The organism is Pseudomonas sp. SW-3 (genome assembly GCF_016615645.1).
In the GTDB taxonomy this organism is placed as follows: Bacteria; Pseudomonadota; Gammaproteobacteria; order Pseudomonadales; family Pseudomonadaceae; genus Aquipseudomonas; species Aquipseudomonas mandelii.
On the sequence record NZ_CP067098.1, the window covers coordinates 1,069,687 to 1,092,287 of the forward strand.

General features: G+C 59.9%; 28 protein-coding genes. 17 read left to right on the forward strand and 11 right to left on the reverse strand.

The genetic code is table 11. The features are described 5' to 3' along the window. The first annotated feature begins 39 nt into the window (after positions 1-39). Together JIO00_RS04635 and tldD are read left to right on the forward strand one after the other, a co-directional pair. Positions 40-900: a carbon-nitrogen hydrolase family protein gene (locus tag JIO00_RS04635; protein WP_010463351.1), complete on the forward strand. Its 861-nt coding sequence runs from the start codon at positions 40-42 to the stop codon at positions 898-900. 4 nt (positions 901-904) lie between these two features. Then, positions 905-2,347, forward strand: coding sequence for a metalloprotease TldD (gene tldD, locus JIO00_RS04640; protein ID WP_010463350.1), 1,443 nt, complete (start codon positions 905-907; stop codon positions 2,345-2,347). A gap of 49 nt (positions 2,348-2,396) precedes the next feature. On the opposite strand, the gene yjgA is transcribed toward tldD, so the two are convergent. Then, complete coding sequence (gene yjgA / locus JIO00_RS04645; protein ID WP_010463348.1) at positions 2,397-2,921, reverse strand: ribosome biogenesis factor YjgA; 525 nt, start codon at positions 2,919-2,921, stop codon at positions 2,397-2,399. Between the two features lie 108 nt (positions 2,922-3,029). Here yjgA and pmbA point away from each other — a divergent pair, with 108 nt between their 5' ends. The 6 genes from pmbA (at position 3,030) to JIO00_RS04675 (ending at position 8,388) form a co-directional block, all read left to right on the forward strand. Continuing rightward, a complete protein-coding gene (gene pmbA / locus JIO00_RS04650; protein WP_010463346.1) occupies positions 3,030-4,376 on the forward strand; it encodes a metalloprotease PmbA in 1,347 nt (448 codons plus the stop codon). Positions 4,377-4,624: 248 nt separating this feature from the next. Beyond that, complete coding sequence (locus tag JIO00_RS04655) at positions 4,625-5,038, forward strand: FagA protein (RefSeq protein ID WP_200667750.1); 414 nt, start codon at positions 4,625-4,627, stop codon at positions 5,036-5,038. After that, positions 5,013-6,395 carry a class II fumarate hydratase gene (locus tag JIO00_RS04660; protein WP_169856357.1) on the forward strand — a complete coding sequence of 461 codons (1,383 nt, stop codon included), beginning with the start codon at positions 5,013-5,015 and terminating at the stop codon, positions 6,393-6,395. The genes JIO00_RS04655 and JIO00_RS04660 overlap by 26 nt, the downstream gene beginning before the upstream one ends. A gap of 27 nt (positions 6,396-6,422) precedes the next feature. Then, a complete protein-coding gene (locus tag JIO00_RS04665; protein WP_200667751.1) occupies positions 6,423-6,851 on the forward strand; it encodes a hypothetical protein in 429 nt (142 codons plus the stop codon). Between the two features lies 1 nt (position 6,852). Further along, positions 6,853-7,464 carry a superoxide dismutase gene (locus tag JIO00_RS04670; protein ID WP_077747422.1) on the forward strand — a complete coding sequence of 204 codons (612 nt, stop codon included), beginning with the start codon at positions 6,853-6,855 and terminating at the stop codon, positions 7,462-7,464. Between the two features lie 30 nt (positions 7,465-7,494). Continuing rightward, positions 7,495-8,388, forward strand: coding sequence for a ZIP family metal transporter (locus JIO00_RS04675; protein WP_200667752.1), 894 nt, complete (start codon positions 7,495-7,497; stop codon positions 8,386-8,388). Between the two features lie 8 nt (positions 8,389-8,396). Here JIO00_RS04675 and JIO00_RS04680 read toward each other — a convergent pair whose 3' ends face one another. From JIO00_RS04680 to JIO00_RS04725, 10 genes are all read right to left on the reverse strand, one after another. Next, positions 8,397-8,672, reverse strand: a complete 276-nt coding sequence (locus tag JIO00_RS04680; RefSeq protein ID WP_077747424.1) for an HPr family phosphocarrier protein — start codon at positions 8,670-8,672, stop codon at positions 8,397-8,399. A gap of 15 nt (positions 8,673-8,687) precedes the next feature. Further along, complete coding sequence (gene rapZ / locus JIO00_RS04685) at positions 8,688-9,545, reverse strand: RNase adapter RapZ (RefSeq protein ID WP_010463332.1); 858 nt, start codon at positions 9,543-9,545, stop codon at positions 8,688-8,690. Between the two features lie 2 nt (positions 9,546-9,547). Then, entirely contained in the window at positions 9,548-10,012 is a 465-nt protein-coding gene (ptsN, locus tag JIO00_RS04690; protein WP_056742951.1) for a PTS IIA-like nitrogen regulatory protein PtsN, read from the reverse strand. Positions 10,013-10,024: 12 nt separating this feature from the next. Then, positions 10,025-10,333, reverse strand: coding sequence for a ribosome hibernation-promoting factor, HPF/YfiA family (gene hpf, locus JIO00_RS04695; RefSeq protein WP_007941242.1), 309 nt, complete (start codon positions 10,331-10,333; stop codon positions 10,025-10,027). A gap of 74 nt (positions 10,334-10,407) precedes the next feature. After that, positions 10,408-11,901 carry an RNA polymerase factor sigma-54 gene (locus JIO00_RS04700; RefSeq protein ID WP_010463324.1) on the reverse strand — a complete coding sequence of 498 codons (1,494 nt, stop codon included), beginning with the start codon at positions 11,899-11,901 and terminating at the stop codon, positions 10,408-10,410. 184 nt (positions 11,902-12,085) lie between these two features. After that, the gene (gene lptB / locus JIO00_RS04705) at positions 12,086-12,811 is read right to left on the reverse strand and encodes an LPS export ABC transporter ATP-binding protein (protein WP_010463322.1); all 726 of its coding nucleotides are present in this window, start codon (positions 12,809-12,811) and stop codon (positions 12,086-12,088) included. Further along, positions 12,811-13,359, reverse strand: a complete 549-nt coding sequence (gene lptA / locus JIO00_RS04710) for a lipopolysaccharide transport periplasmic protein LptA (protein WP_042932376.1) — start codon at positions 13,357-13,359, stop codon at positions 12,811-12,813. Before lptA ends, lptB begins: the two co-directional genes overlap by 1 nt. Beyond that, positions 13,346-13,918, reverse strand: coding sequence for an LPS export ABC transporter periplasmic protein LptC (gene lptC / locus JIO00_RS04715; RefSeq protein WP_010463318.1), 573 nt, complete (start codon positions 13,916-13,918; stop codon positions 13,346-13,348). The genes lptA and lptC overlap by 14 nt, the downstream gene beginning before the upstream one ends. A gap of 7 nt (positions 13,919-13,925) precedes the next feature. After that, positions 13,926-14,450, reverse strand: coding sequence for a KdsC family phosphatase (locus tag JIO00_RS04720; protein WP_007941249.1), 525 nt, complete (start codon positions 14,448-14,450; stop codon positions 13,926-13,928). Then, entirely contained in the window at positions 14,450-15,424 is a 975-nt protein-coding gene (locus tag JIO00_RS04725) for a KpsF/GutQ family sugar-phosphate isomerase (RefSeq protein WP_010463314.1), read from the reverse strand. Before JIO00_RS04725 ends, JIO00_RS04720 begins: the two co-directional genes overlap by 1 nt. A 277-nt stretch (positions 15,425-15,701) precedes the next feature. Between JIO00_RS04725 and JIO00_RS04730 the strand changes: the two genes are divergently transcribed. From JIO00_RS04730 to hisD, 9 genes are all read left to right on the forward strand, one after another. Further along, positions 15,702-16,511 (forward strand): ATP-binding cassette domain-containing protein, encoded by an 810-nt coding sequence (locus JIO00_RS04730; protein WP_010463312.1) that lies wholly within the window; start codon positions 15,702-15,704, stop codon positions 16,509-16,511. Then, positions 16,511-17,308, forward strand: coding sequence for a lipid asymmetry maintenance ABC transporter permease subunit MlaE (mlaE, locus tag JIO00_RS04735; RefSeq protein WP_010463310.1), 798 nt, complete (start codon positions 16,511-16,513; stop codon positions 17,306-17,308). The genes JIO00_RS04730 and mlaE overlap by 1 nt, the downstream gene beginning before the upstream one ends. Further along, entirely contained in the window at positions 17,308-17,775 is a 468-nt protein-coding gene (gene mlaD / locus JIO00_RS04740) for an outer membrane lipid asymmetry maintenance protein MlaD (RefSeq protein ID WP_010463308.1), read from the forward strand. The genes mlaE and mlaD overlap by 1 nt, the downstream gene beginning before the upstream one ends. Before the next feature lie 11 nt (positions 17,776-17,786). Continuing rightward, positions 17,787-18,440, forward strand: a complete 654-nt coding sequence (locus tag JIO00_RS04745; protein WP_010463306.1) for an MlaC/ttg2D family ABC transporter substrate-binding protein — start codon at positions 17,787-17,789, stop codon at positions 18,438-18,440. Further along, the gene (locus JIO00_RS04750; RefSeq protein ID WP_010463303.1) at positions 18,437-18,742 is read left to right on the forward strand and encodes an STAS domain-containing protein; all 306 of its coding nucleotides are present in this window, start codon (positions 18,437-18,439) and stop codon (positions 18,740-18,742) included. Before JIO00_RS04745 ends, JIO00_RS04750 begins: the two co-directional genes overlap by 4 nt. Before the next feature lie 114 nt (positions 18,743-18,856). Then, positions 18,857-19,096 (forward strand): BolA family protein, encoded by a 240-nt coding sequence (locus JIO00_RS04755; protein ID WP_007912386.1) that lies wholly within the window; start codon positions 18,857-18,859, stop codon positions 19,094-19,096. A 22-nt stretch (positions 19,097-19,118) separates the two neighbouring features. Beyond that, entirely contained in the window at positions 19,119-20,384 is a 1,266-nt protein-coding gene (gene murA, locus JIO00_RS04760) for a UDP-N-acetylglucosamine 1-carboxyvinyltransferase (protein WP_010463300.1), read from the forward strand. A gap of 128 nt (positions 20,385-20,512) precedes the next feature. Beyond that, positions 20,513-21,148 (forward strand): ATP phosphoribosyltransferase, encoded by a 636-nt coding sequence (gene hisG / locus JIO00_RS04765; RefSeq protein WP_007901570.1) that lies wholly within the window; start codon positions 20,513-20,515, stop codon positions 21,146-21,148. A 126-nt stretch (positions 21,149-21,274) separates the two neighbouring features. Continuing rightward, on the forward strand, positions 21,275-22,600 hold the full coding sequence (gene hisD / locus JIO00_RS04770; protein WP_077747426.1) for a histidinol dehydrogenase: 1,326 nt from the start codon (positions 21,275-21,277) through the stop codon (positions 22,598-22,600). The last annotated feature ends 1 nt before the right edge of the window (position 22,601 follow it).

Consider the following 22,601-nt stretch of genomic DNA (forward strand, 5'->3'; position numbering starts at 1 on the left):
TCCTACAGGGTTGTGTTGATTCCCGATAAGGAAAAGGCCATGTCTTTTGCGGTGATTCAAATGGTCAGCCAGAGCGACGTGCTGGCCAACCTGGCCCGGGCCCGGCATCTGCTCGAAGAGGCGGCGGCGGGTGGCGCGCAGCTGGCGGTACTGCCGGAAAACTTCGCCGCCATGGGCCGTCGCGACATTGCTGACATCGGCCGCGCCGAGGCGTTGGGTGAAGGTCCGATCCTGCCGTGGTTGAAACAGACCGCCCGTGACCTCAAGTTATGGATAGTGGCCGGCACGTTGCCGTTGCCGCCGTTGGGCCATCCGACGTCCAAGGCGCATGCCTGTTCGTTGCTGGTCAATGATCAGGGCGAAACGGTGGCGCGCTACGACAAGCTGCACCTGTTCGACGTGGATGTGGCAGACAATCGCGGGCGTTATCGCGAATCCGATGACTATGCTTATGGCAGTGGGATTGTGGTGGCGGACACGCCCGTCGGCCGGGTCGGCCTGACAGTGTGTTACGACCTGCGTTTCCCGGAGTTGTACAGCGAATTGCGGGCTGCGGGCGCGCAATTGATTACCGCACCGTCGGCATTTACCGCGGTGACCGGCGCAGCACATTGGGAGGTGCTGATTCGCGCGCGGGCCATCGAGACGCAATGTTATGTGCTCGCGGCCGCCCAGGGTGGGACGCATCCGGGACCGCGAGAAACCTGGGGGCACGCTGCAATCGTCGACCCTTGGGGACGCGTGCTGGCACAACAGGATCAAGGCGAGGCCGTGCTGCTGGCCGAACGCGATAGCAGCGAACAGGCGTCCATCAGGACGCGGATGCCGGTGTCCAGTCACCGGCGCTTTTTCTCGCAGGGCGCACAGCGACCTGCCCGGAACGACGAATTTAAGGCGTAAACATATGAGCGAGTTGTTGTCCTCCGTCAGTGAACACCTCCTGGCGCCCGGTGGCGTAACGATCGAGAGCCTGCAAGGTGTGCTCGGCGATCTGGCCGGTCCGGGCATCGATGCGGCGGATCTGTATTTCCAGGGGCAGATTTCCGAGTCCTGGGCGCTGGAAGACGGGATCGTCAAGGAGGGCAGCTTCAACCTCGACCAAGGCGTGGGCGTGCGTGCGCAATCGGGTGAAAAAACCGGTTTCGCCTACAGCAATGCCATCACCCTGGAAGCCCTCGGCGCTGCGGCCCGGGCGGCACGTTCGATCTCCCGCGCCGGGCAGAATGGCACGGTGCAGGCGTTCACCTCGGCGGACGTCACCCAGTTGTACGGGCCGGACAACCCGCTGGAAGTGATGAGCCGCGCGGAAAAAGTCGAACTGCTCAAGCGCATCGACGTCGCGACTCGCGCCCTCGACCCGCGTATCCAGCAAGTCACCGTAAGCATGGCCGGCGTCTGGGAGCGCATTCTTGTCGCTTCGACCGACGGTAGCCTGGCCGCCGATGTGCGGCCGCTGGTGCGCTTCAACGTCAGCGTGATCGTCGAGCAAAACGGTCGCCGCGAGCGCGGTGGTCATGGCGGTGGCGGTCGTACCGATTACCGCTATTTCCTCAGCGATGACCGTGCCATGGGCTACGCCCGTGAAGCGCTGCGTCAGGCGCTGGTCAACCTTGAAGCCATTCCTGCGCCGGCCGGTACGTTGCCGGTGGTGTTGGGTTCGGGCTGGTCCGGCGTGCTGCTGCACGAAGCGGTCGGCCACGGTCTGGAAGGTGATTTCAACCGCAAGGGCAGTTCGGCCTACAGCGGGCGCATGGGCGAGATGGTTGCGTCCAAGTTGTGCACCATTGTCGATGACGGCACGCTGGCCGGTCGTCGTGGTTCCCTGAGCGTCGACGACGAAGGCACCCCGACCGAGTGCACCACATTGATCGAAAACGGCGTGCTCAAGGGTTACATGCAAGACAAGCTCAACGCACGCCTGATGGGCGTGGCCCGCACCGGCAACGGTCGTCGTGAGTCCTATGCGCATCTGCCGATGCCACGGATGACCAACACCTACATGCTGGCCGGCGAAAGCGACCCGGAAGAAATCATCAAGTCGGTCAAGCGCGGCATCTATTGCGCCAACCTCGGCGGCGGGCAGGTGGACATCACCAGCGGCAAGTTCGTGTTCTCCACCAGCGAGGCGTACCTGATCGAAGACGGCAAAATCACTGCCCCGGTCAAAGGCGCGACGTTGATCGGCAACGGCCCGGAAGCCATGAGCAAGGTGTCGATGGTCGGTAACGATCTGGCGCTGGACAGTGGCGTGGGGACGTGTGGCAAGGATGGGCAGTCGGTGCCGGTGGGTGTCGGCCAGCCAACGCTGAAAATCGATGCGATCACTGTGGGTGGCACAGGATCGTAAAAGGATGGAGCTTCGGGTGAGCCGCTTGGCGACTCACCCGATTCGAGATTTAACGCAGGCCGCGTTGAGTCTCGTCCAGCTCACGGATGTACTTGAAGATTTTACGGCTCGATGCCGGTGGCTTGTTGGTCGCCAGTTCGTGCTGGGCCTGACGGATCAGGGAGCGCAACTGCTGACGATCAGCCTCCGGGTAGTCGAGCACGAACTTCTCCAGGACCGCATCGTCGCCCGCGATCAAGCGATCGCGCCAGCGTTCCAGGCCATGGAAACGTTCGTTGTACTGCCGGGTGGAGGCATCGAGTTGATCGAGCAGCGCCAGAATGGCGTCAGTGTCCTGATCGCGCATCAGTTTGCCGATGAACATAAGGTGCCGTTTACGCGCGATATTCGCGGTGTGCTTGGGCGCATCAGCCAGTGCCCGGCGCATAGCGTCGGTCAACGGCAGTTTTGCCAGCAAGTCAGGCTTGAGCGTTGTAAGGCGCTCGCCGAGGTCAACCAGAGCATGAAGCTCGCGTTTAACCTGGGATTTGCTTTTTTCTCCCGTATCGAGGGAGTCGTCGTAAGAATCAACCATGGTGGCCGTCCGCAAAGAAACGCCGCCATGATAACCAGTCGGGGGCCGCTTGTCCGGCCCGGTCGCTCGAAGGCCCCAGCCGAAAGCAGAATTTGAGTGGAGAACAGCATGAGTGCAGTTGAAAGCGTCGGCCCACAAGCGTTGCCGGCACTGCAAGAACAAGTCGAGCAGATCATCGCTGAAGCCAAGCGTCAGGGGGCCAGTGCCTGTGAAGTGGCCGTGTCCCTGGAGCAGGGCCTGTCCACCTCGGTGCGCCAGCGTGAAGTCGAAACCGTCGAATTCAACCGCGACCAGGGCTTTGGCATCACCTTGTACGTCGGTCAGCGCAAAGGCTCGGCCAGCACCTCGGCCAGTGGTCCTGAGGCGATTCGTGAAACCGTCGCGGCGGCGTTGGCCATCGCCAAGCACACCTCCGAAGACGAAGCTTCCGGCCTGGCAGATGCCGCGCTGATGGCCAGGGATCTGCAGGATTTCGACCTGTTCCATGAATGGGACATCACCCCGGAGCAGGCCATCGAGCAGGCGCTGACCTGCGAAGCCGCGGCATTTGCCGCCGACAGTCGGATCAAGAACGCCGACGGTACGACTCTCAGCACCCATCAAGGCTGTCGCGTTTACGGCAACAGCCACGGTTTTATTGGCGGTTATGCGTCGACCCGGCACAGCCTGAGCTGCGTGATGATCGCCGAGGCTGACGGCCAGATGCAGCGCGATTACTGGTACGACGTGAACCGTCAGGGTAACTTGTTGGCCGACCCGGTGAGCATCGGCCAGCGTGCCGCGCAACGGGCCGCGAGCCGATTGGGCGCGCGTCCGGTGCCGACCTGTGAAGTGCCGGTGCTGTTTTCCGCGGAACTGGCCGGTGGCTTGTTCGGCAGCTTCCTCTCGGCGATTTCCGGCGGCAGCCTGTATCGCAAATCGTCGTTCCTTGAAGGCACGCTGGGTCAGAAACTGTTCCCGGAATGGCTGACCATCGATGAGCGTCCACACTTGATGCGCGCCATGGGCAGTTCGGCGTTCGACGGTGATGGTCTGGCGACTTACGCCAAACCGTTCGTCGAGAAAGGCGAGTTGGTGTCCTACATCCTCGGCACTTACTCCGGGCGCAAGTTGGGCATGCCGAGCACCGCCAACGCGGGTGGCGTGCACAACCTGTTCGTCACCCATGGTGATGAAGACCAAGCCGCCTTGCTGCGCCGCATGGGGCGTGGCTTGCTGGTCACCGAGCTGATGGGCCAGGGCCTGAACATGGTCACCGGCGATTACTCCCGGGGCGCGGCGGGTTACTGGGTCGAGAACGGCGAAATCCAGTTCGCGGTCCAGGAAGTGACCATCGCCGGCAACATGCGCGACATGTTCAAGCAGATCGTTGCCGTCGGTAATGACCTGGAATTGCGCAGTAATATTCGCACCGGTTCGGTGTTGATCGAGCGGATGACCGTCGCGGGCAGCTAAACCCTTACCGCTAAGCAAAAAAGCGCGCCACCCATCAGGTGGCGCGCTTTTTTTATGTGCCATGCACCGTTCCCTGTGGGAGCGAGCCTGCTCGCGATAGCGGAGTGTCAGACGACACAGATATTGAATATTCGGTCGCCTTCGCGAGCAGGCTCGCTCCCACACTGGCGTCCGGTGCGTGCTTGCGGGGTTGTTTTGGTTCTCATTATCATCTAATAATAAATCTCATTACCGAATGAGCCCGGATCATGAGTTCTGCCTTGCACGAGCAGCCTTACCTCGAAAGCTGGCGCTGGATGAGTCGCCAGATCCGTTGCGCGATGGACCCCGAAGAGCCGCGCCTGATCGAACATTACCTGGCTGAAGGCCGGTATCTGGCGTGTTGCACGGCCACTTCTCCCTGGACCATCGCCGAGACGTCCTTCCGTTTGTTGCTCGACACCGCCGCCGATGTCGCGCTGCCGTGGCACTGGCGGACTTACTGCCTCGACCAAGCCTGGCGCCCGCTGCGCGAACTCGAACGCCTCTCTCTGTGCAAATGCCGCCTCAAACGCTGGCAAAGCTACACCTGGCAACTGGCGATCTGCGAGTTACAGCCCTCGATTCCCCTAAACGAACTGGTGCAAGGATTTTCTGATGACAGACCCTCAGACTCGTATTGAGCGCGACAGCATGGGCGAGCTTCAAGTCCCGGTGGACGCCCTCTATGGCGCACAGACCCAACGTGCGGTGGATAACTTCCCGATCAGCGGCAAGCCGATGCCAGTGCAGTTCATCCGGTCGCTGATTCTGGCCAAAGCCGCCGCTGCCCGTGCCAATGTCGAGCTCAAGCAAATCAGCGAATCCCAGGGCAAAGCCATCGTCGATGCGTCACTGGGGCTGCTTCAGGGCGACTTCATGCAGCACTTCCCGGTGGACATCTTCCAGACCGGCTCCGGCACCAGTTCCAACATGAACGCCAACGAAGTGATTGCCACCCTGGCCAGCCGCCTGCTCGGCGAGCCGGTGAACCCTAATGATCATGTGAACTGCGGTCAAAGCAGCAATGACATCATCCCGACCACCATCCATGTCAGCGCTGCACTTGCCTTGCATGAGCAGCTGCTGCCGGCGCTGGTGGGTCTGGTGCAGGTCATCGAGCGAAAGGCTGAAGAGGTTCATCTCCACGTCAAAACCGGTCGCACGCACTTGATGGACGCCATGCCGGTGCGCATGAGTCAGGTCCTGAATGGCTGGGCGCAGCAGCTCAAGGCCAACATCGGTCACTTGCAGGACTTGCTGCCGAGCCTGCAATCCCTGGCTCAGGGTGGTACGGCGGTCGGCACCGGGATCAATGCACATCCGCAATTCGCAGCGCGTTTCAGCCAACAGCTGAGCGAGCTGACCCACGTTCAGTTCACGCCGGGCAAGGATCTGTTTGCGCTGATCGGCTCCCAGGACACTGCGGTGGCGGTCTCCGGCCAGCTTAAAGCGACAGCGGTTTCGCTGATGAAAATCGCCAACGACCTGCGCTGGATGAACTCCGGCCCGCTGGCCGGCCTCGGCGAAATCGAACTTGAAGCCTTGCAGCCGGGCTCTTCGATCATGCCCGGCAAGGTCAACCCGGTGATCCCGGAAGCCACTGCCATGGTCGCCGCCCAAGTGATCGGCAATGACACAGTCATCACCATCGCCGGTCAGTCAGGCAATTTCGAGCTGAACGTGATGCTGCCGATCATCGCCCAGAACCTGCTGAGCAGCATCGAATTGCTGGCCAACTCAAGTCATCTGCTGGGTGAGAAGGCCATCGCCAGCTTCAAGGTCAACGAATCTCGAATCAAAGAGGCGCTGTCGCGCAACCCGATTCTGGTGACCGCACTCAACCCGATCATTGGTTACCAAAAAGCCGCTGAAATCGCCAAGAAGGCCTATCAACAGGGGCGTCCGGTGATCGATGTCGCCCTGGAGCACACCGACCTGACGCGCAGCCAACTGGAAGAATTACTCAACCCAGAGAAGCTCACAGCAGGCGGCGTGTAATCACCGCTACCGCTTTGGAGGCTCACCATGGAGCACTGGAAACGCACGATCGAAAGGGCCAATCGCCATTTCATGCTGGGCGAATTGGTCGATGCCCGCGAGGCTTACTTGCAGGCACTTGCCCTGGCCCAGGTGTTGTTCGAGCGCTGGGCGGATGCCGACGAAGCGGTGGCGGCCTGCGTGATTTCCCATCACAACCTGGCGGATCTGCATTTGCGTCTGAACCAGCCGGAGGAGAGCGCAGAATATTTGTGCGCGATCCATCAGCGGTTGTTGCAAACCCTGCAGGACCCGCGCCTGGCCCCGGCACTGCGTGAAGCCGCACAGCGCCAAAGCAGCAAAACCTATGTCGAGCTGCTGAATTTCATCAGCGACCACGGCGAATATCCGCGCACCCACCGTTTGCTGCACACCGATACCGCATCGCCTGCGCCTCTACACCATGGAGTCCATTGAAATGGCTTTTACCTTGCCTGCCCTGCCTTACGCTTACGATGCCCTGGAACCGCATATCGATGCGCAGACCATGGAGATCCATTACACCAAGCACCACCAGACCTACATCAATAATCTCAACGCCGCGGTCGAAGGCACCGAATTTGCCGAGTGGTCGGTGGAAAAACTGGTCGCCAGCGTCCGGCAGCTGCCGGAAAAGCTCCACGCGGCGGTGATCAATCAGGGCGGCGGCCACGCCAACCATTCGCTGTTCTGGGAAGTGATGGCGCCTCACGGTGGCGGCAAACCCGAAGGTGCGCTGGCCAAGGCGATTGATGAGCAACTGGGTGGCCTGGACAGTTTCAAGGATGCCTTCACCAAAGCTGCGCTGACCCGCTTTGGCAGTGGCTGGGCCTGGCTCAGCGTCACGCCGCAAAAGACCCTGATAGTGGAAAGTAGCGGCAACCAGGACAGCCCGTTGATGAATGGCAATACGCCGATCCTTGGCCTGGATGTGTGGGAGCACGCTTACTACCTGCAATATCAGAACCGTCGTCCGGAATACATCAATGCGTTCTACAGCGTGATCAATTGGCCTGAAGTCGCTACGCGTTATCAGGCTGCGCTGGTTTAAGTCCTCTATAAAAACAATCCAAGGCTGACTATGGGTACTGAAACACTGGCGTTTGGCAGCGGACGAATGTTTCGTTACGCGGTGGGATCGCTATTGCTGTTGGCGGGCATGTCGTTGTTGGTCGCGCACGGGCTGGCGTGGCTCGATCTCGAACCCAAGCTGCTGCGTGCACTGCAGGGCGGGGCGATTTGTGCCCTGGGCACTGCGTTGGGTGCGGTTCCGGTGCTGGTGATTCGCCGCATGCCGCAGGCGGTCAGCGATACGTTGCTCGGTTTTAGTGCCGGAGTGATGCTCGCGGCGACGGCGTTTTCGCTGATCGTTCCGGGGATCTCGGCTGCTGAAAGCCTGGGGCTGACACCCTGGGCGGCCAGTGGCCTTATCAGCTTCGGCATCATGCTTGGCGCGTTCGGGCTGTTTCTGGTGGACCGTAAAGTGTCGGGCGCCTCGCCGGAAATGCTCGTTGGAACCCTGGAGCGCCCGGTCATCCCCCCACGGATCTGGTTGTTTGTATTTGCCATCATTGCCCATAACATCCCCGAAGGCATGGCGGTCGGGGTTTCGGCCGGTGGTGGGATGCCGGATGCTGACAGCCTGGCCATGGGCATTGCGTTGCAGGATGTGCCGGAAGGGTTGGTGATCGCGCTGGTACTGGCAGGGGCGGGGATGTCGCGGGTCAAAGCTTTCCTGATCGGTGCGGCATCAGGTCTGGTGGAGCCGGTCTTTGCGCTGTTGTGCGCCTGGCTGGTGAGCCTGGCCGAATTGCTGTTGCCGTTAGGGTTGGCGTTGGCGGCGGGGGCGATGTTGCTGGTGGTCACCCATGAAGTGATTCCCGAGTCGCGGCGCAATGGTCACGACAAGCTGGCGAGTCTTGGGTTGTTGATCGGGTTTTGTTTGATGATGGTGATGGATACGGCGCTCGCTTAGGCGAATGTTTAATCGCCTTCGTCGAAGTAGTTATTGATCAGTTCGACCAGCGCATCCATCGCTTCCTGTTCCTGCTCGCCTTCAGTGCTCAGGTGGATTTTGGTGCCCTTGCCGGCCGCAAGCATCATCATGGCCATGATGCTTTTGCCATCGACCGCGGATTCTGGCGTACGACCTACTCTGATGGTGCAACCCGGGAACCGACCCGCAACGCCAACGAATTTTGCCGAAGCGCGGGCATGAAGGCCCAGCTTGTTGATGATTTCAATTTCCCGAGCAGGCATCGCGATGTGAATCCTTTAGCTGAGGTCGCGGTGGCGAACCTGGACGTTCTTCAGGGATTGTTGCAGGACCTGGCCCAGACGTTCGGTCAGGTAGACGGAGCGGTGATGCCCGCCGGTGCAGCCAATGGCGATGGTGACATAAGCGCGGTTGCTGGCGGCAAAGCGCGGCAACCACTTGAGCAGGTACGTGGAGATGTCCTGGAACATCTCTTCGACGTCCGGTTGTGCCGCCAGGTATTCGGCCACCGGTTGATCAAGCCCGGATTGGTCGCGCAATTCCGGCTTCCAGTAAGGGTTGGGCAGGCAGCGCACGTCGAACACCAGGTCTGCATCAACCGGCATGCCCCGCTTGAACCCGAAAGACTCCACCAGGAACGCCGTGCCCGCTTCCGGCTGGTTCAGCAGACGCAGCTTGATGGTATCGCGCAGCTGATACAGGTTCAGGTTGGTGGTGTTCACCTTGAGGTCCGCCAGATCGGCGATCGGACCCAGCAGCGCACTTTCGTCCTGAATTGCCTCGGCCAGCGAGCGATTGGCGTTGCTCAGCGGGTGGCGGCGGCGGGTTTCCGAGAAGCGTTTGAGCAACGTTTCTTCGTCGGCGTCCAGGTACAGCACATCACACTTGATATGCCGGCTGCGGACTTCTTCAAGCAATTCCGGAAACCGCGACAGGTGACTCGGCAGGTTGCGAGCATCGATGGATACCGCGACCAGCGGTTGTGCCAGCTCGGTATGAATCAGCGCGCGCTCGGCCAGTTCCGGCAGCAATCCGGCGGGCAGGTTGTCGATGCAGTAGTAGCCGTTGTCCTCGAGAACATCGAGTGCGGTACTTTTACCTGAGCCGGATCGGCCACTGACGATGATCAAGCGCATGGTTAATGACCGTTTTGCTCGTCCAGGACAACCTGATACAAGGCTTCATTGCTCGGGGCGCTGCGCAGTTTTTCGCGCACTTCCTTGCGGTCGAGCATGCTGGCGATCTGGCGCAGTAACTCCAGGTGCGCATCGGTAGCGGCTTCCGGGACCAGCAGAACGAACAGCAGGTCAACCGGGGCGCCGTCGATGGCGTCGAAATCAATGGGTGCATCAAGGTGCATCAGGGCGCTGATGGGCGAGGTGCAGCCCTTCAGGCGGCAGTGGGGAATGGCGATGCCGTTGCCAAAACCGGTTGAGCCGAGTTTTTCACGGGCAATCAGAGCCTCGAAGACATCTTGCATCTCCAGATCCGGCACTTCTTTGTGGATAAGGTTGGCAATTTGCTCGAGGGCTTTCTTTTTACTGCCGCCCGGCACGTTCACGAGGGAACGGCCGGGGGTCAGGATGCTTTCAAGTCGGATCATGGGTTGGGAGTGTTAACGACCGGTCGCGCCCTGGAGGAGGCTTTGGGTCTTTTCCTTATGCTTTTTGAGTTGTTTATCCAGCTTGTCGGTCAGTGCGTCGATCGCCGCGTACATATCGGTATGCTCCGCGTTTGCGACCACTTCATTGCCGGGAATATGCAGCGTGGCTTCGATTTTCTGCTTGAGCTTTTCGACCGTCATCGTGACCTGCACGTTGGTGATCTTGTCGAAATGCCTCTCTAATCGTTCGAGTTTTTCGCCGATGTAGGTGCGAAGAGGTTCGGTCACTTCCAGTTGGTGTCCACTGATGTTGACTTGCATACAGCTTCTCCTTCGTTGCCAGTGCATAAAGCGGCAGGCAGAAATGCCTGCCACTGGAACGCTGTGGCGTGGCTCTACATCAACCGCTTGCGTTCGCTCGAAGGCGCGATCCCGAGGGATTCGCGGTACTTGGCGACGGTGCGGCGAGCCACCTGAATGCCTTGTGCCTCCAGTAAACCAGCGATCTTGCTGTCACTCAACGGCTTTTTCTGATTTTCCGCGGCAACCAGTTTTTTGATGATCGCGCGGATCGCTGTGGACGAGCATTCACCGCCTTCGGAGGTGCTGACGTGGCTGGAGAAAAAGTATTTCAGTTCATATATGCCCCGAGGGGTATGCATGAATTTTTGCGTGGTGACCCGTGAAATCGTCGACTCGTGCATCCCCACCGCTTCGGCGATGTCATGCAGGACCAGCGGCTTCATCGCTTCGTCGCCGTATTCAAGAAAGCCGCGCTGATGCTCGACGATCTGAGTGGCTACTTTCATCAGGGTTTCGTTGCGGCTTTGCAGGCTCTTGATGAACCAGCGGGCCTCTTGCAACTGATTGCGCATGAAGGTGTTGTCGGCGCTGGTGTCGGCGCGGCGCACAAAACCGGCGTATTGGGCGTTGACCCGCAGCCGTGGCACCGATTCCTGGTTCAGCTCGACCAGCCAGCGCTCATTGTCCTTGCGCACGATCACGTCAGGGACAACATATTCGGCTTCACTGGACTCGATCTGCGAGCCCGGGCGCGGGTTGAGGCTCTGCACCAGCTCGATGACCTGGCGCAGTTCATCTTCCTTGAGTTTCATGCGACGCATGAGCTGGCTGTAATCGCGGCTGCCGAGCAGGTCGATGTAGTCGGTGACCAGGCGTTTCGCTTCGGCCAGCCAAGGCGTCTTGGCAGGCAGTTGGCGCAATTGCAGCAGCAGGCATTCGCCCAGGTTGCGGGCGCCAATGCCGGCCGGTTCGAATTGCTGGATGCGGTGCAGGACGGCTTCGATTTCGTCCAGTTCGATGTCCAGTTCCGGATCGAAGGCCTCGAGAATTTCCTCGAGGGTTTCGTCCAGGTAGCCCTGATTGTTGATGCAGTCGATCAGGGTCACGGCGATCAGACGATCGGTGTCGGACATCGGTGCCAGGTTCAGTTGCCACAACAAATGGCTTTGCAGGCTTTCACCGGCCGATGTGCGGGTGGTGAAATCCCACTCGTCGTCATCGTTGCTCGGCAAGCTGCTGGCACTGGTCTGGTAGACGTCTTCCCACGCGGTATCAACGGGCAGCTCGTTGGGAATGCGCTCGTTCCAGTCGCCTTCCTCGAGGTTATCCACCGTCGGGGCGGTTTCCTGGTAGGAGGGTTCCGAAATGTCGGCGTTGGGGAGCTGTTCGGCTTTGTCGGCCAAGGGGTCGGCGTTATCGAAGTCGTCGCCTTCTTCCTGGCGTTCGAGCATCGGATTGGACTCCAGGGCCTCCTGGATTTCCTGTTGCAGGTCCAGGGTCGACAATTGGAGCAGGCGGATGGCCTGTTGCAGCTGCGGTGTCATCGTCAGCTGCTGGCCCATTCTCAAGACTAGCGATGGTTTCATGGCAGGGGCTTAACACCTTATTCGCCGGCGCACATGCGCCATCCACTACAGGGCGCCGGAGCGCCAAACATAAGCAAATTATATGCCCGAAACTGCAGCGTTTGCCTAGAGCGCTGTAACAATAAAAAAGTATTGATTTTTTATCGAGACGAGCGCCCGGACAATCAGCCAGACACCTTACTGCTTAAAGGCGGAATTCATGGCCCAGATACACTTCCTTGACCAGTTCGTTGGCCAGGATGGTGGCGGAGTCACCTTCGGCGATCAGTTGACCATCGTTGACGATGTAGGCGGTTTCGCAGATATCCAGGGTTTCACGGACGTTGTGGTCAGTGATCAGCACGCCAATGCCTTTGGCCTTGAGGTGGTAGATGATCTGCTTGATGTCGCCCACCGAAATCGGGTCCACGCCGGCGAATGGTTCGTCGAGGAGGATGAATTTCGGGTTGGTGGCCAGTGCCCGGGCGATTTCCACCCGACGACGTTCACCACCGGACAGGCTCATGCCTAGGTTGTCGCGGATGTGGCTGATGTGGAATTCCTGAAGCAGGCTTTCCAGTTCCTTGCGACGCTCGGCCTTGTCGAGTTCCTTGCGGGTCTCGAGGATGGCCATGATGTTATCGGCGACCGAGAGTTTGCGGAAGATCGACGCTTCTTGCGGAAGATAGCCGATACCGGCCTTCGCACGACCGTGCATTGGCTGGTGGCTGACGTCCAGGTCGTCGATCAGCACGCGACCCTGATCGGCCTGCACCAGGCCGACGATCATGTAGAAACAGGTGGTCTTGCCGGCGCCGTTAGGGCCTAGCAGGCCGACGATTTGACCGCTGTCGATGGACAGGCTGACGTCACGCACGACCTGGCGGCTCTTGTAGCTCTTGGCCAGATGCTGAGCTTTCAGAGTTGCCATTAAGGAGCCTTTTTCGCGTCGTTTTTCGGCTTGGGCTGGATCACCATGTCGATGCGCGGACGCGACTCGGTAACCTTGCTACCCGTAGCACGCCCGGCGCTCGCAAGCTTTTTCTGGGTGTCGTAGACGATTTTTTCGCCCTGGGTGACGTTGTTGTCCTTGTCGACAACTTTTGCCTTGTCGATCAGCACGACGCGGTTTTGCGAGGCGTGGTACTGGATGGTCACGCCCCAGCCCTGAACAGGCTTGGTGTCGCCGGCCGTCTGCATCTGCTCGAAGTAGGCGAGGTTGCCCACCGAGGTCACCACGTCGATGTCGCCAGCCGGGGTGCGGGTGATGGTCACGGTATTACCGGTGACCTTCATCGAGCCCTGAGTGATGATCACGTCACCTTTATAGGTGGCAACGCCATTCTTGTCGTCCAGTTGGGCGTCGTCGGCCTGAATGCGGATAGGCTGCTCTTGATCGTTCGGCAGAGCCCAGGCGCTCACGCTTCCCAGTGCTGCGCCCAGACTGAGCAAAATAGGGAGAGTTTTAACGAGCCTCATACTGTCCTCTTACGTTCGATAGCAGGTGTATCCTGCTTTCTTTCAAATACGCTTTCATTCCGTTGCCTGTCGATACACCGCCAGCGCCGTCGATTCTAACGGGTTGATCGGTCTGCGCATATTGCTGCTGCGGGAACACCGTCATTCGGGTGGTGGTAATCAGGGTTCGGCGGTTTTTCTCGTCGAAACGGGTGATGCGCACCGAGTCGATCAGCTCGACCTGAGTGCCGTCCGGGTTGACTTCGCCGCGCTCACTCTGGACGTGCCACGGAAACTGCGTACCGCGAAACATGTTCAGGTCAGGGTTGGTCAGCAACGTCACCTCGCTCGCTTTCAGGTGTTCGACCTTATCGGACGTCATTTCGTATTGCAGTTTGCCGTCCGGCAGGTACTGAACGCTGTGGGCGTTGAGGGCGTAATAGTCGATTGCGCTTTCATCGACCGTGACCACCGGCTTGTCGAGGAAGCGTTCCGGGCTGATGTTCCAGTAGCCGACCGCGGCGAACAGCGCCGCGATGCAGCCGAACACCAGGATGTTACGAATCTTTTTGCTCAGCATAATGGGCTCACAGGTACGCGGCGTTGGCCGCATCGAGGCGGCCCTGGGCGCGCAGGATCAATTCACAGAATTCGCGAGCGGCACCCTCGCCACCACGGGCCAGGGTGATGCCATGGGCGTGTTCACGCACGAAGCTGGCAGCGTTTGCTACGGCCATGCCCAGACCCACGCGGCGAATCACCGGCAGGTCCGGCAAGTCGTCGCCCAGGTAGGCGACCTGTTCATAGCTTAGGTTGAGTTGGGCAAGAAGTTCGTCGAGCACCACCAGTTTGTCTTCACGACCCTGGTAAAGGTGTGGAATGCCGAGGTTCTTCGCCCGCCGTTCGACCACCGGTGTCTTGCGGCCGCTGATGATAGCGGTCTGCACGCCGGCTGCCATCAACATCTTGATGCCTTGACCGTCGAGGGTGTTGAACGTCTTGAATTCGCTGCCGTCTTCGAGAAAGTACAGGCGCCCGTCGGTCAGTACGCCATCGACGTCGAACACCGCGAGTTTGATCTGTTTGCCGCGTTGCAGCAGGTCCGTGCTCATTACATTACTCCCGCACGCAGCAAGTCGTGCATGTTCAAGGCGCCGACCGGGCGGTCTTCGCTGTCGACCACGACCAGTGCGTTGATCTTGTGGTCTTCCATGATTTTCAGGGCTTCGGCGGCGAGCATCTCGGCGCGAGCAGTCTTGCCGTGCGCGGTCATGACCTGATCGATGGTGGCGCTGTGGATGTCGATGCTGCGGTCCAGTGTGCGGCGCAAGTCACCGTCGGTGAAGATCCCGGCCAGTTTGCCATCGGCTTCCAGGATCACGGTCATGCCCAGGCCCTTGCGGGTCATTTCCATCAGCGCATCCTTGAGCAGCGTACCGCGCTGAACCTGCGGCAGCTCCTGGCCGGCGTGCATGACGTTTTCGACTTTCAGCAGCAGCCGTCGACCCAGCGCGCCGCCTGGATGGGAAAAGGCGAAGTCTTCAGCGGTAAAGCCCCGGGCTTCCAGCAGCGCAACGGCCAGGGCATCGCCCATGACCAGCGCGGCGGTGGTCGACGAGGTCGGTGCCAGGTTCAGCGGGCAGGCTTCGTGCTCTACGTGAACGTTGAGGTTGACCTCGGCGGCCTTGGCCAGCGGCGAGTCCGGGTTGCCGGTCACGCTGATCAATTTGATGCCCAGACGCTTGATCAGGGGCAGCAGGGTGACGATTTCATTGGTGGAGCCGGAGTTCGACAGCGCGAGGATGATGTCGTCGCGGGTGATCATGCCCATGTCGCCGTGGCTGGCTTCGGCCGGGTGCACGAAAAAGGCCGTGGTGCCGGTGCTGGCCAGGGTGGCGGCGATCTTGTTGCCGATGTGCCCCGATTTGCCCATGCCGACCACGACCACGCGGCCTTTGCTGTCCAGAATCATCTCGCAAGCGCGTACAAAATCTGCGTCGATATGGGGCAGCAAGCCTTGTACGGCTTCCAGTTCGAGGCGGATGGTGCGTTGTGCAGATTGAATCAGGTCGCTGGATTGGCTCATGTCAGAAATCGTATAGCCTGATGAAAAGGCGGCGATTATAGCGGTAATGATCAAAACCCTCACGCAAGTTCGTCACGCTTTGTCATTCCCTGTTACTGAATCCCTTCTGAACAAGGCTTTTTGCCTGTCAAGTTGCTGAACATGGGCCGGCGTGGGCCTTGGGCGCTTGGCCTTTGCAGTGATATAGTTCGCCGCCAGTTCGGCCTGCCCGTGGAGGTATGTGCTTTCGTCAGAAAGACAGGCGTCCGAGTGTGAGGCTGCATCGCAAGGAGTTTAGATGAGTGCCGATAACGCCTACGCGGTCGAGCTGAAGGGACTGTCCTTCAAGCGCGGTGCGCGCAGCATTTTCAATAACGTCGATATCCGTATCCCGCGCGGCAAGGTCACCGGCATCATGGGGCCTTCCGGGTGTGGCAAGACCACGCTGTTGCGGTTGATGGGCGCGCAGTTGCGGCCCACCAAGGGCGAAGTCTGGGTCAATGGCCAGAACCTGCCAAAGCTGTCGCGCAGCGATCTGTTCGATGCGCGCAAGCATATGGGTGTGCTGTTCCAGAGCGGCGCGCTGTTTACCGACCTCGACGTGTTCGAGAACGTCGCCTTTCCGCTGCGCGTTCATACCGAGCTGCCGGAAGAAATGATCCGTGACATCGTCCTGCTCAAATTGCAGGCCGTGGGGTTGCGTGGCGCCATCGAGCTGATGCCCGACGAACTGTCCGGTGGCATGAAGCGCCGTGTCGCGCTGGCGCGGGCGATTGCCCTCGATCCGCAGATCCTCATGTATGACGAACCCTTTGTCGGCCAGGACCCTATCGCCATGGGCGTGTTGGTGCGCCTGATCCGCTTGCTCAACGATGCGTTGGGCATCACCAGTATCGTGGTCTCCCATGATCTGGCCGAGACCGCCAGCATCGCCGACTACATCTATGTGGTGGGCGACGGCCAGGTGTTGGGGCAGGGCACTCCCGAGGAGCTGATGAACTCGCAGGAACCGCGGATTCGTCAATTCATGACCGGCGATCCCGACGGTCCGGTCGCATACCACTTTCCAGCGACGGATTACCGCGCAGATCTTCTGGGGAAGCGTTGATGCGCAAGATTTCACTATTGGAACGCGTGCGTCGGTTCGGCCATGCCGGCATCGATGTGCTGGCGGTGTTCGGCCGTTCGGCGATTTTCCTGTTTCATGCCTTGCTCGGTCGCGGTGGTATCGGCGGCGGCTTTGGCCTGCTGATCAAGCAACTGCATTCGGTGGGCGTGATGTCCCTGGTGATCATTGTGGTCTCCGGGGTGTTCATCGGCATGGTGCTGGCGCTGCAAGGCTTCAACATCCTGTCCAGCTACGGTTCGGAGCAGGCGGTGGGGCAGATGGTTGCGCTGACGCTGTTGCGCGAACTCGGCCCCGTGGTCACGGCACTGCTGTTCGCCGGGCGTGCAGGTTCGGCGCTGACCGCCGAAATCGGCAACATGAAGTCCACCGAACAGTTGTCCAGTCTGGAAATGATTGGCGTCGACCCGCTCAAGTACATCATTGCCCCGCGCCTGTGGGCCGGCTTCATTTCCCTGCCAGTGCTGGCGATGATTTTCAGCGTGGTGGGTATCTGGGGCGGTTCGTGGGTGGCTGTCGACTGGCTGGGTGTCTATGAAGGTTCCTACTGGTCCAACATGCAGAACAGCGTGACGTTCACCGATGATGTGCTCAACGGCATCATCAAGAGCATCGTCTTTGCCTTCGTCGTGACCTGGATCGCCGTATTCCAAGGCTATGACTGCGAGCCCACTTCCGAGGGGATCAGTCGTGCCACTACCAAGACCGTGGTGTACGCCTCTTTGGCTGTGCTCGGCCTGGACTTTATTTTGACCGCCTTGATGTTTGGAGATTTCTGATGCAAAACCGCACCCTGGAAATCGGTGTCGGCCTTTTCTTGCTGGCTGGCATCCTGGCTTTGCTGTTGCTAGCGTTGCGGGTCAGTGGCCTGTCCCCAAGTGCCACCACCGATACTTATAAACTTTATGCATATTTCGACAATATCGCCGGTTTGACGGTCAGAGCTAAAGTGACCATGGCCGGTGTGACCATCGGCAAGGTCACGGCGATCGATCTGGACCGCGACAGTTTCACCGGTCGAGTGACGATGCAGCTGGAAAAGCGCGTAGATAACCTGCCGACCGACTCCACTGCATCTATCCTGACCGCTGGCCTGTTGGGCGAGAAGTACATCGGCATCAGCGTGGGCGGCGAAGAAGGCTTGCTCAAGGATGGTGGAACCATCCACGACACCCAGTCGTCGCTGGTGCTCGAGGACCTGATCGGTAAATTCCTGCTCAATACCGTTAGCAAAGACGCCAAATGAGGAGCTTTTGAATGATCTCTACCTTGCGACGTGGCCTGTTGGTATTACTCGCGGCCCTGCCGTTGATGGCTAACGCCGTGGCAGCGCCCTCAGCGCACGAAATCGTGCAGGACACCACGACTCGGTTGCTTGCAGACCTGTCGGCCAACAAAGAGAAGTACAAGCAGGACCCACAAGACTTTTACACGGCGCTGAACACCATCGTCGGGCCGGTCGTGGATGCCGAGGGCATTTCCAAAAGCATCATGACGGTCAAATACTCGCGCAAAGCAACGCCGGCGCAGATGAAGACCTTCGAAGAAAACTTCAAGAGAGGTCTGTTCCAGTTCTATGGCAACGCCTTGCTCGAGTACAACAATCAGGGCATCACCGTCGACCCTGCCAAGGATGAGTCCGGAGACCGTACCAGCGTTGCCATGACGGTCAAAGGCTCCAACGGCTCGATCTATCCTGTGTCTTACACACTCGAGAAGATCAACGGCGAGTGGAAACTGCGCAACGTGATCATCAACGGCATCAATATCGGCAAGCTGTTCCGCGATCAGTTCGCCGATGCGATGCAGCGCAATGGCAATGACCTGGACAAGACCATCAACGGTTGGGCCGGGGAAGTCGCCAAGGCCAAGGATAAAACCGCAGACGCCTCCGAGAAGTCTGCCCAATGAGTGTGTCGGCCATTCGCATGAGCGAAACCGGCGAGCTGCGACTGAGCGGCATGCTGGATTACCGCACCGGCCCTGGTCTGCGCAAGCAGGGGCAGGCGTTGATCAAGTCCAGCAAGGCCGCCGAACTGGTGGTTGATTGTTCGGCAGTGTTGAAGTCCAGCAGCGTAGGCTTGTCCCTGCTGCTGTGCTTCATGCGCGATGCAGAGGCGGCCGGCAAGGCGCTGAGCATCCGCGGAATGCCAGAAGACATGCGTGAAATCGCTCAGGTCAGCGAATTGACCGAGCTGTTGGCGCATCCCTAACCAGCATCTATAAAGAAGCCCCCCGTCAGAGTCCTGCTTCGCGGGGTTCGCAGGCGCGGGGCTTTTTTGTATGATGTCCGACCCGCGCGCACAGGGCGCCGATTGAGGTTGAGCATGCAGGCCGTAGAAGTGAAGAGCTTCCTTGAAGGAAAGCTGCCCGGAACGTTGGTAGAAGTTGAGGGCGAAGGCTGCAATTTCCAGCTGAACGTGATTAGCGATGAACTGGCGGCGTTAAGCCCGGTGAAGCGTCAGCAGCAGATCTATGCCCATTTGAACCCATGGATCACCGATGGCAGCATCCATGCGGTCACTATGAAATTTTTCAGCAGCGCGGCCTGGGCCGAGCGCACCTGAGCCCAAGGGCGTCGAGATTCTTATGGATAAATTGATTATTACTGGCGGCGTTCGTCTTGATGGCGAAATCCGCATCTCCGGGGCGAAGAACTCTGCCCTGCCGATCCTGGCTGCAACCCTGCTGTGCGATGGCCCGGTAACGGTTGCCAACCTGCCGCACCTGCACGACATCACCACCATGATCGAGCTGTTCGGCCGCATGGGCATTGAGCCGGTGATCGACGAGAAGCTCAGCGTCGAAATCGACCCGCGTACCATCAAGACCCTGATCGCACCGTATGAGCTGGTGAAAACCATGCGCGCATCGATCCTGGTGCTGGGCCCGATGGTTGCTCGTTTCGGTGAAGCCGAAGTCGCCCTGCCTGGCGGTTGCGCCATTGGTTCGCGTCCGGTTGACCTGCACATCCGTGGTCTCGAAGCCATGGGCGCGGTCATCGACGTCGAAGGCGGCTACATCAAGGCCAAGGCGCCAGAAGGCGGCTTGCGCGGTGCGCACTTCTTCTTCGACACCGTCAGCGTGACCGGTACCGAAAACATCATGATGGCCGCCGCCCTGGCCAAGGGCCGCAGCGTGCTGCAGAACGCCGCTCGCGAACCTGAAGTCATCGACCTGGCGAACTTCCTGATTGCCATGGGTGCCAAGATCACTGGCGCCGGCACTGACACCATCACCATCGATGGCGTTGAGCGTCTGCACCCGACCACCTACAAAGTGATGCCTGACCGTATTGAAACCGGCACCTACCTGGTGGCGGCAGCCGTCACCGGCGGTCGCGTGAAGGTCAAGGACACTGATCCGACCATCCTCGAAGCGGTTCTTGAGAAACTCAAGGAGTCGGGCGCGGAAATCACCTGCGGCGAAGACTGGATCGAGCTGAACATGCACGGCAAGCGGCCAAAAGCCGTCAACGTGCGGACCGCTCCGTACCCGGCGTTCCCGACCGACATGCAGGCGCAGTTCATCTCCCTCAACGCCATTGCCGAAGGCACGGGCGCCGTGATCGAGACGATCTTCGAAAACCGCTTCATGCACGTTTACGAGCTGCACCGCATGGGCGCCAAGATCCAGGTCGAAGGCAACACGGCCATCGTCACCGGTACCGAAAAGCTGAAAGGCGCGCCAGTGATGGCCACCGACCTGCGTGCTTCGGCCAGCCTGGTAATCTCGGCACTGATCGCCGAAGGCGACACCCTGATCGACCGCATCTACCACATCGACCGTGGTTACGAGTGCATCGAAGAGAAACTGCAGATGCTCGGCGCCAAGATTCGCCGCGTACCGGGCTAGTTTCTGCTGCATGGGCGCAGGGACGCGCCCGTTGAATTTGTTTCAAGTCGAGCCAGTTTCTGGCTCGATGTGTGTCCGGCGCCGTTTGCGACCGGGCATCAGTAGCCTGATAAGGACTGACGTTTCCCATGTTGACCATCGCACTGTCCAAGGGCCGCATCCTTGACGACACCCTGCCGCTTCTGGCTGAAGCGGGCATCGTGCCGACCGAGAATCCGGACAAGAGCCGCAAGTTGATTATCCCCACGACCCAGGCCGACGTGCGCCTGCTGATCGTGCGCGCCACCGATGTGCCGACCTACGTCGAGCATGGTGCCGCGGACCTGGGCGTCGCCGGTAAAGATGTGCTGATGGAATATGGTGGCCAGGGTCTGTACGAACCGCTGGACTTGCGAATTGCCCTCTGCAAGCTGATGACCGCCGGCCGTGTCGGTGATGTCGAACCCAAGGGCCGCCTGCGGGTGGCGACCAAGTTCGTCAACGTTGCCAAGCGTTACTACGCCGAGCAGGGCCGTCAGGTCGACATCATCAAGCTCTACGGCTCGATGGAGCTGGCGCCGCTGATCGGTCTGGCGGACAAGATTATCGACGTGGTCGACACCGGTAACACCTTGCGTGCCAATGGCCTGGAACCCCAGGATTTCATCGCTGACATCAGCTCCCGGCTGATCGTCAACAAAGCGTCGATGAAAATGCAGCACGCCCGTATCCAGGCGTTGATCGACACCCTGCGCAAGGCAGTGGAGTCTCGACACCGCGGCTGATTCACCTGCGCGACGTTAAGTCGCGCCCGTCTATCCGCCTCATAGCCAGAATTCTCAGGTGCCCAAGCGGAAACGACTGCTAAGTTAGGGCGCCTGAGTTTTTGCCATTCCTATGAGGCTCTCGCTATGACCGCACCGACTGCAATTCGCCGACTCAATGCTGCTGACCCGGATTTCGCGCATCATCTGGATCATCTGCTGAGCTGGGAAAGTGTGTCTGACGACTCGGTCAATCAGCGAGTGCTGGACATCATCAAAGCCGTGCGCGAGCGTGGCGACGCAGCGCTGGTGGACTTCACCCGGCAGTTCGACGGCCTGGACGTTGCGTCCATGGCGGATCTGATCCTGCCGCGTGAACGCCTGGAACTGGCCCTGACCCGCATCACCGTGCCTCAGCGTGAAGCGCTGGAAAAAGCCGCGGCCCGCGTGCGCAGCTACCACGAAAAACAGAAACAGGATTCCTGGACCTACACCGAAGCTGATGGCACGGTGCTGGGCCAAAAAGTCACGCCACTGGATCGCGCCGGTCTGTACGTCCCGGGCGGCAAGGCGTCGTACCCATCCTCCGTGTTGATGAATGCAATTCCGGCCAAGGTCGCCGGCGTGACCGAAGTGGTCATGGTGGTGCCGACACCGCGCGGTGAAATCAACGAGCTGGTGCTGGCGGCGGCGTGCATCGCCGGTGTTGACCGCGTTTTCACCATTGGCGGCGCGCAAGCGGTTGCCGCATTGGCTTACGGTACCGAAAGCGTGCCGAAGGTCGACAAGGTGGTTGGCCCGGGCAATATCTATGTCGCCACCGCCAAGCGCCATGTGTTCGGCCAGGTCGGCATCGACATGATCGCCGGTCCGTCGGAAATCCTCGTGGTGTGCGATGGCCATACCGATCCGGACTGGATCGCCATGGACCTGTTCTCCCAGGCCGAGCACGACGAAGACGCCCAGGCGATTCTGGTCAGCCCGGACGCAGAGTTCCTCGACAAGGTCGCGGCCAGCATCGCCAAACTGCTGCCGACCATGGAGCGCGCTCAGATCATCGAAACCTCGATCAATGGCCGTGGTGCGTTGATCAAGGTTCGCGACATGGAGCAGGCCATCGAAGTGGCCAACCGCATTGCGCCGGAACACCTGGAGTTGTCGGTCGCCGATCCGCAAGCCTGGCTGCCGCTGATCCGTCACGCCGGCGCGATCTTCATGGGCCGTCACACCTCCGAAGCCCTGGGCGATTACTGCGCAGGCCCGAACCACGTGTTGCCGACGTCCGGCACCGCGCGGTTCTCTTCGCCGCTGGGTGTGTACGACTTCCAGAAACGCTCGTCGATCATCTTCTGCTCCGAGCAGGGTGCGTCCGAACTGGGCAAGACCGCTTCCGTGCTGGCCCGTGGCGAGTCGCTGACTGCCCACGCCCGTAGCGCCGAATACCGCATTGTTGATGAGCAAAAGGGGAACTGAA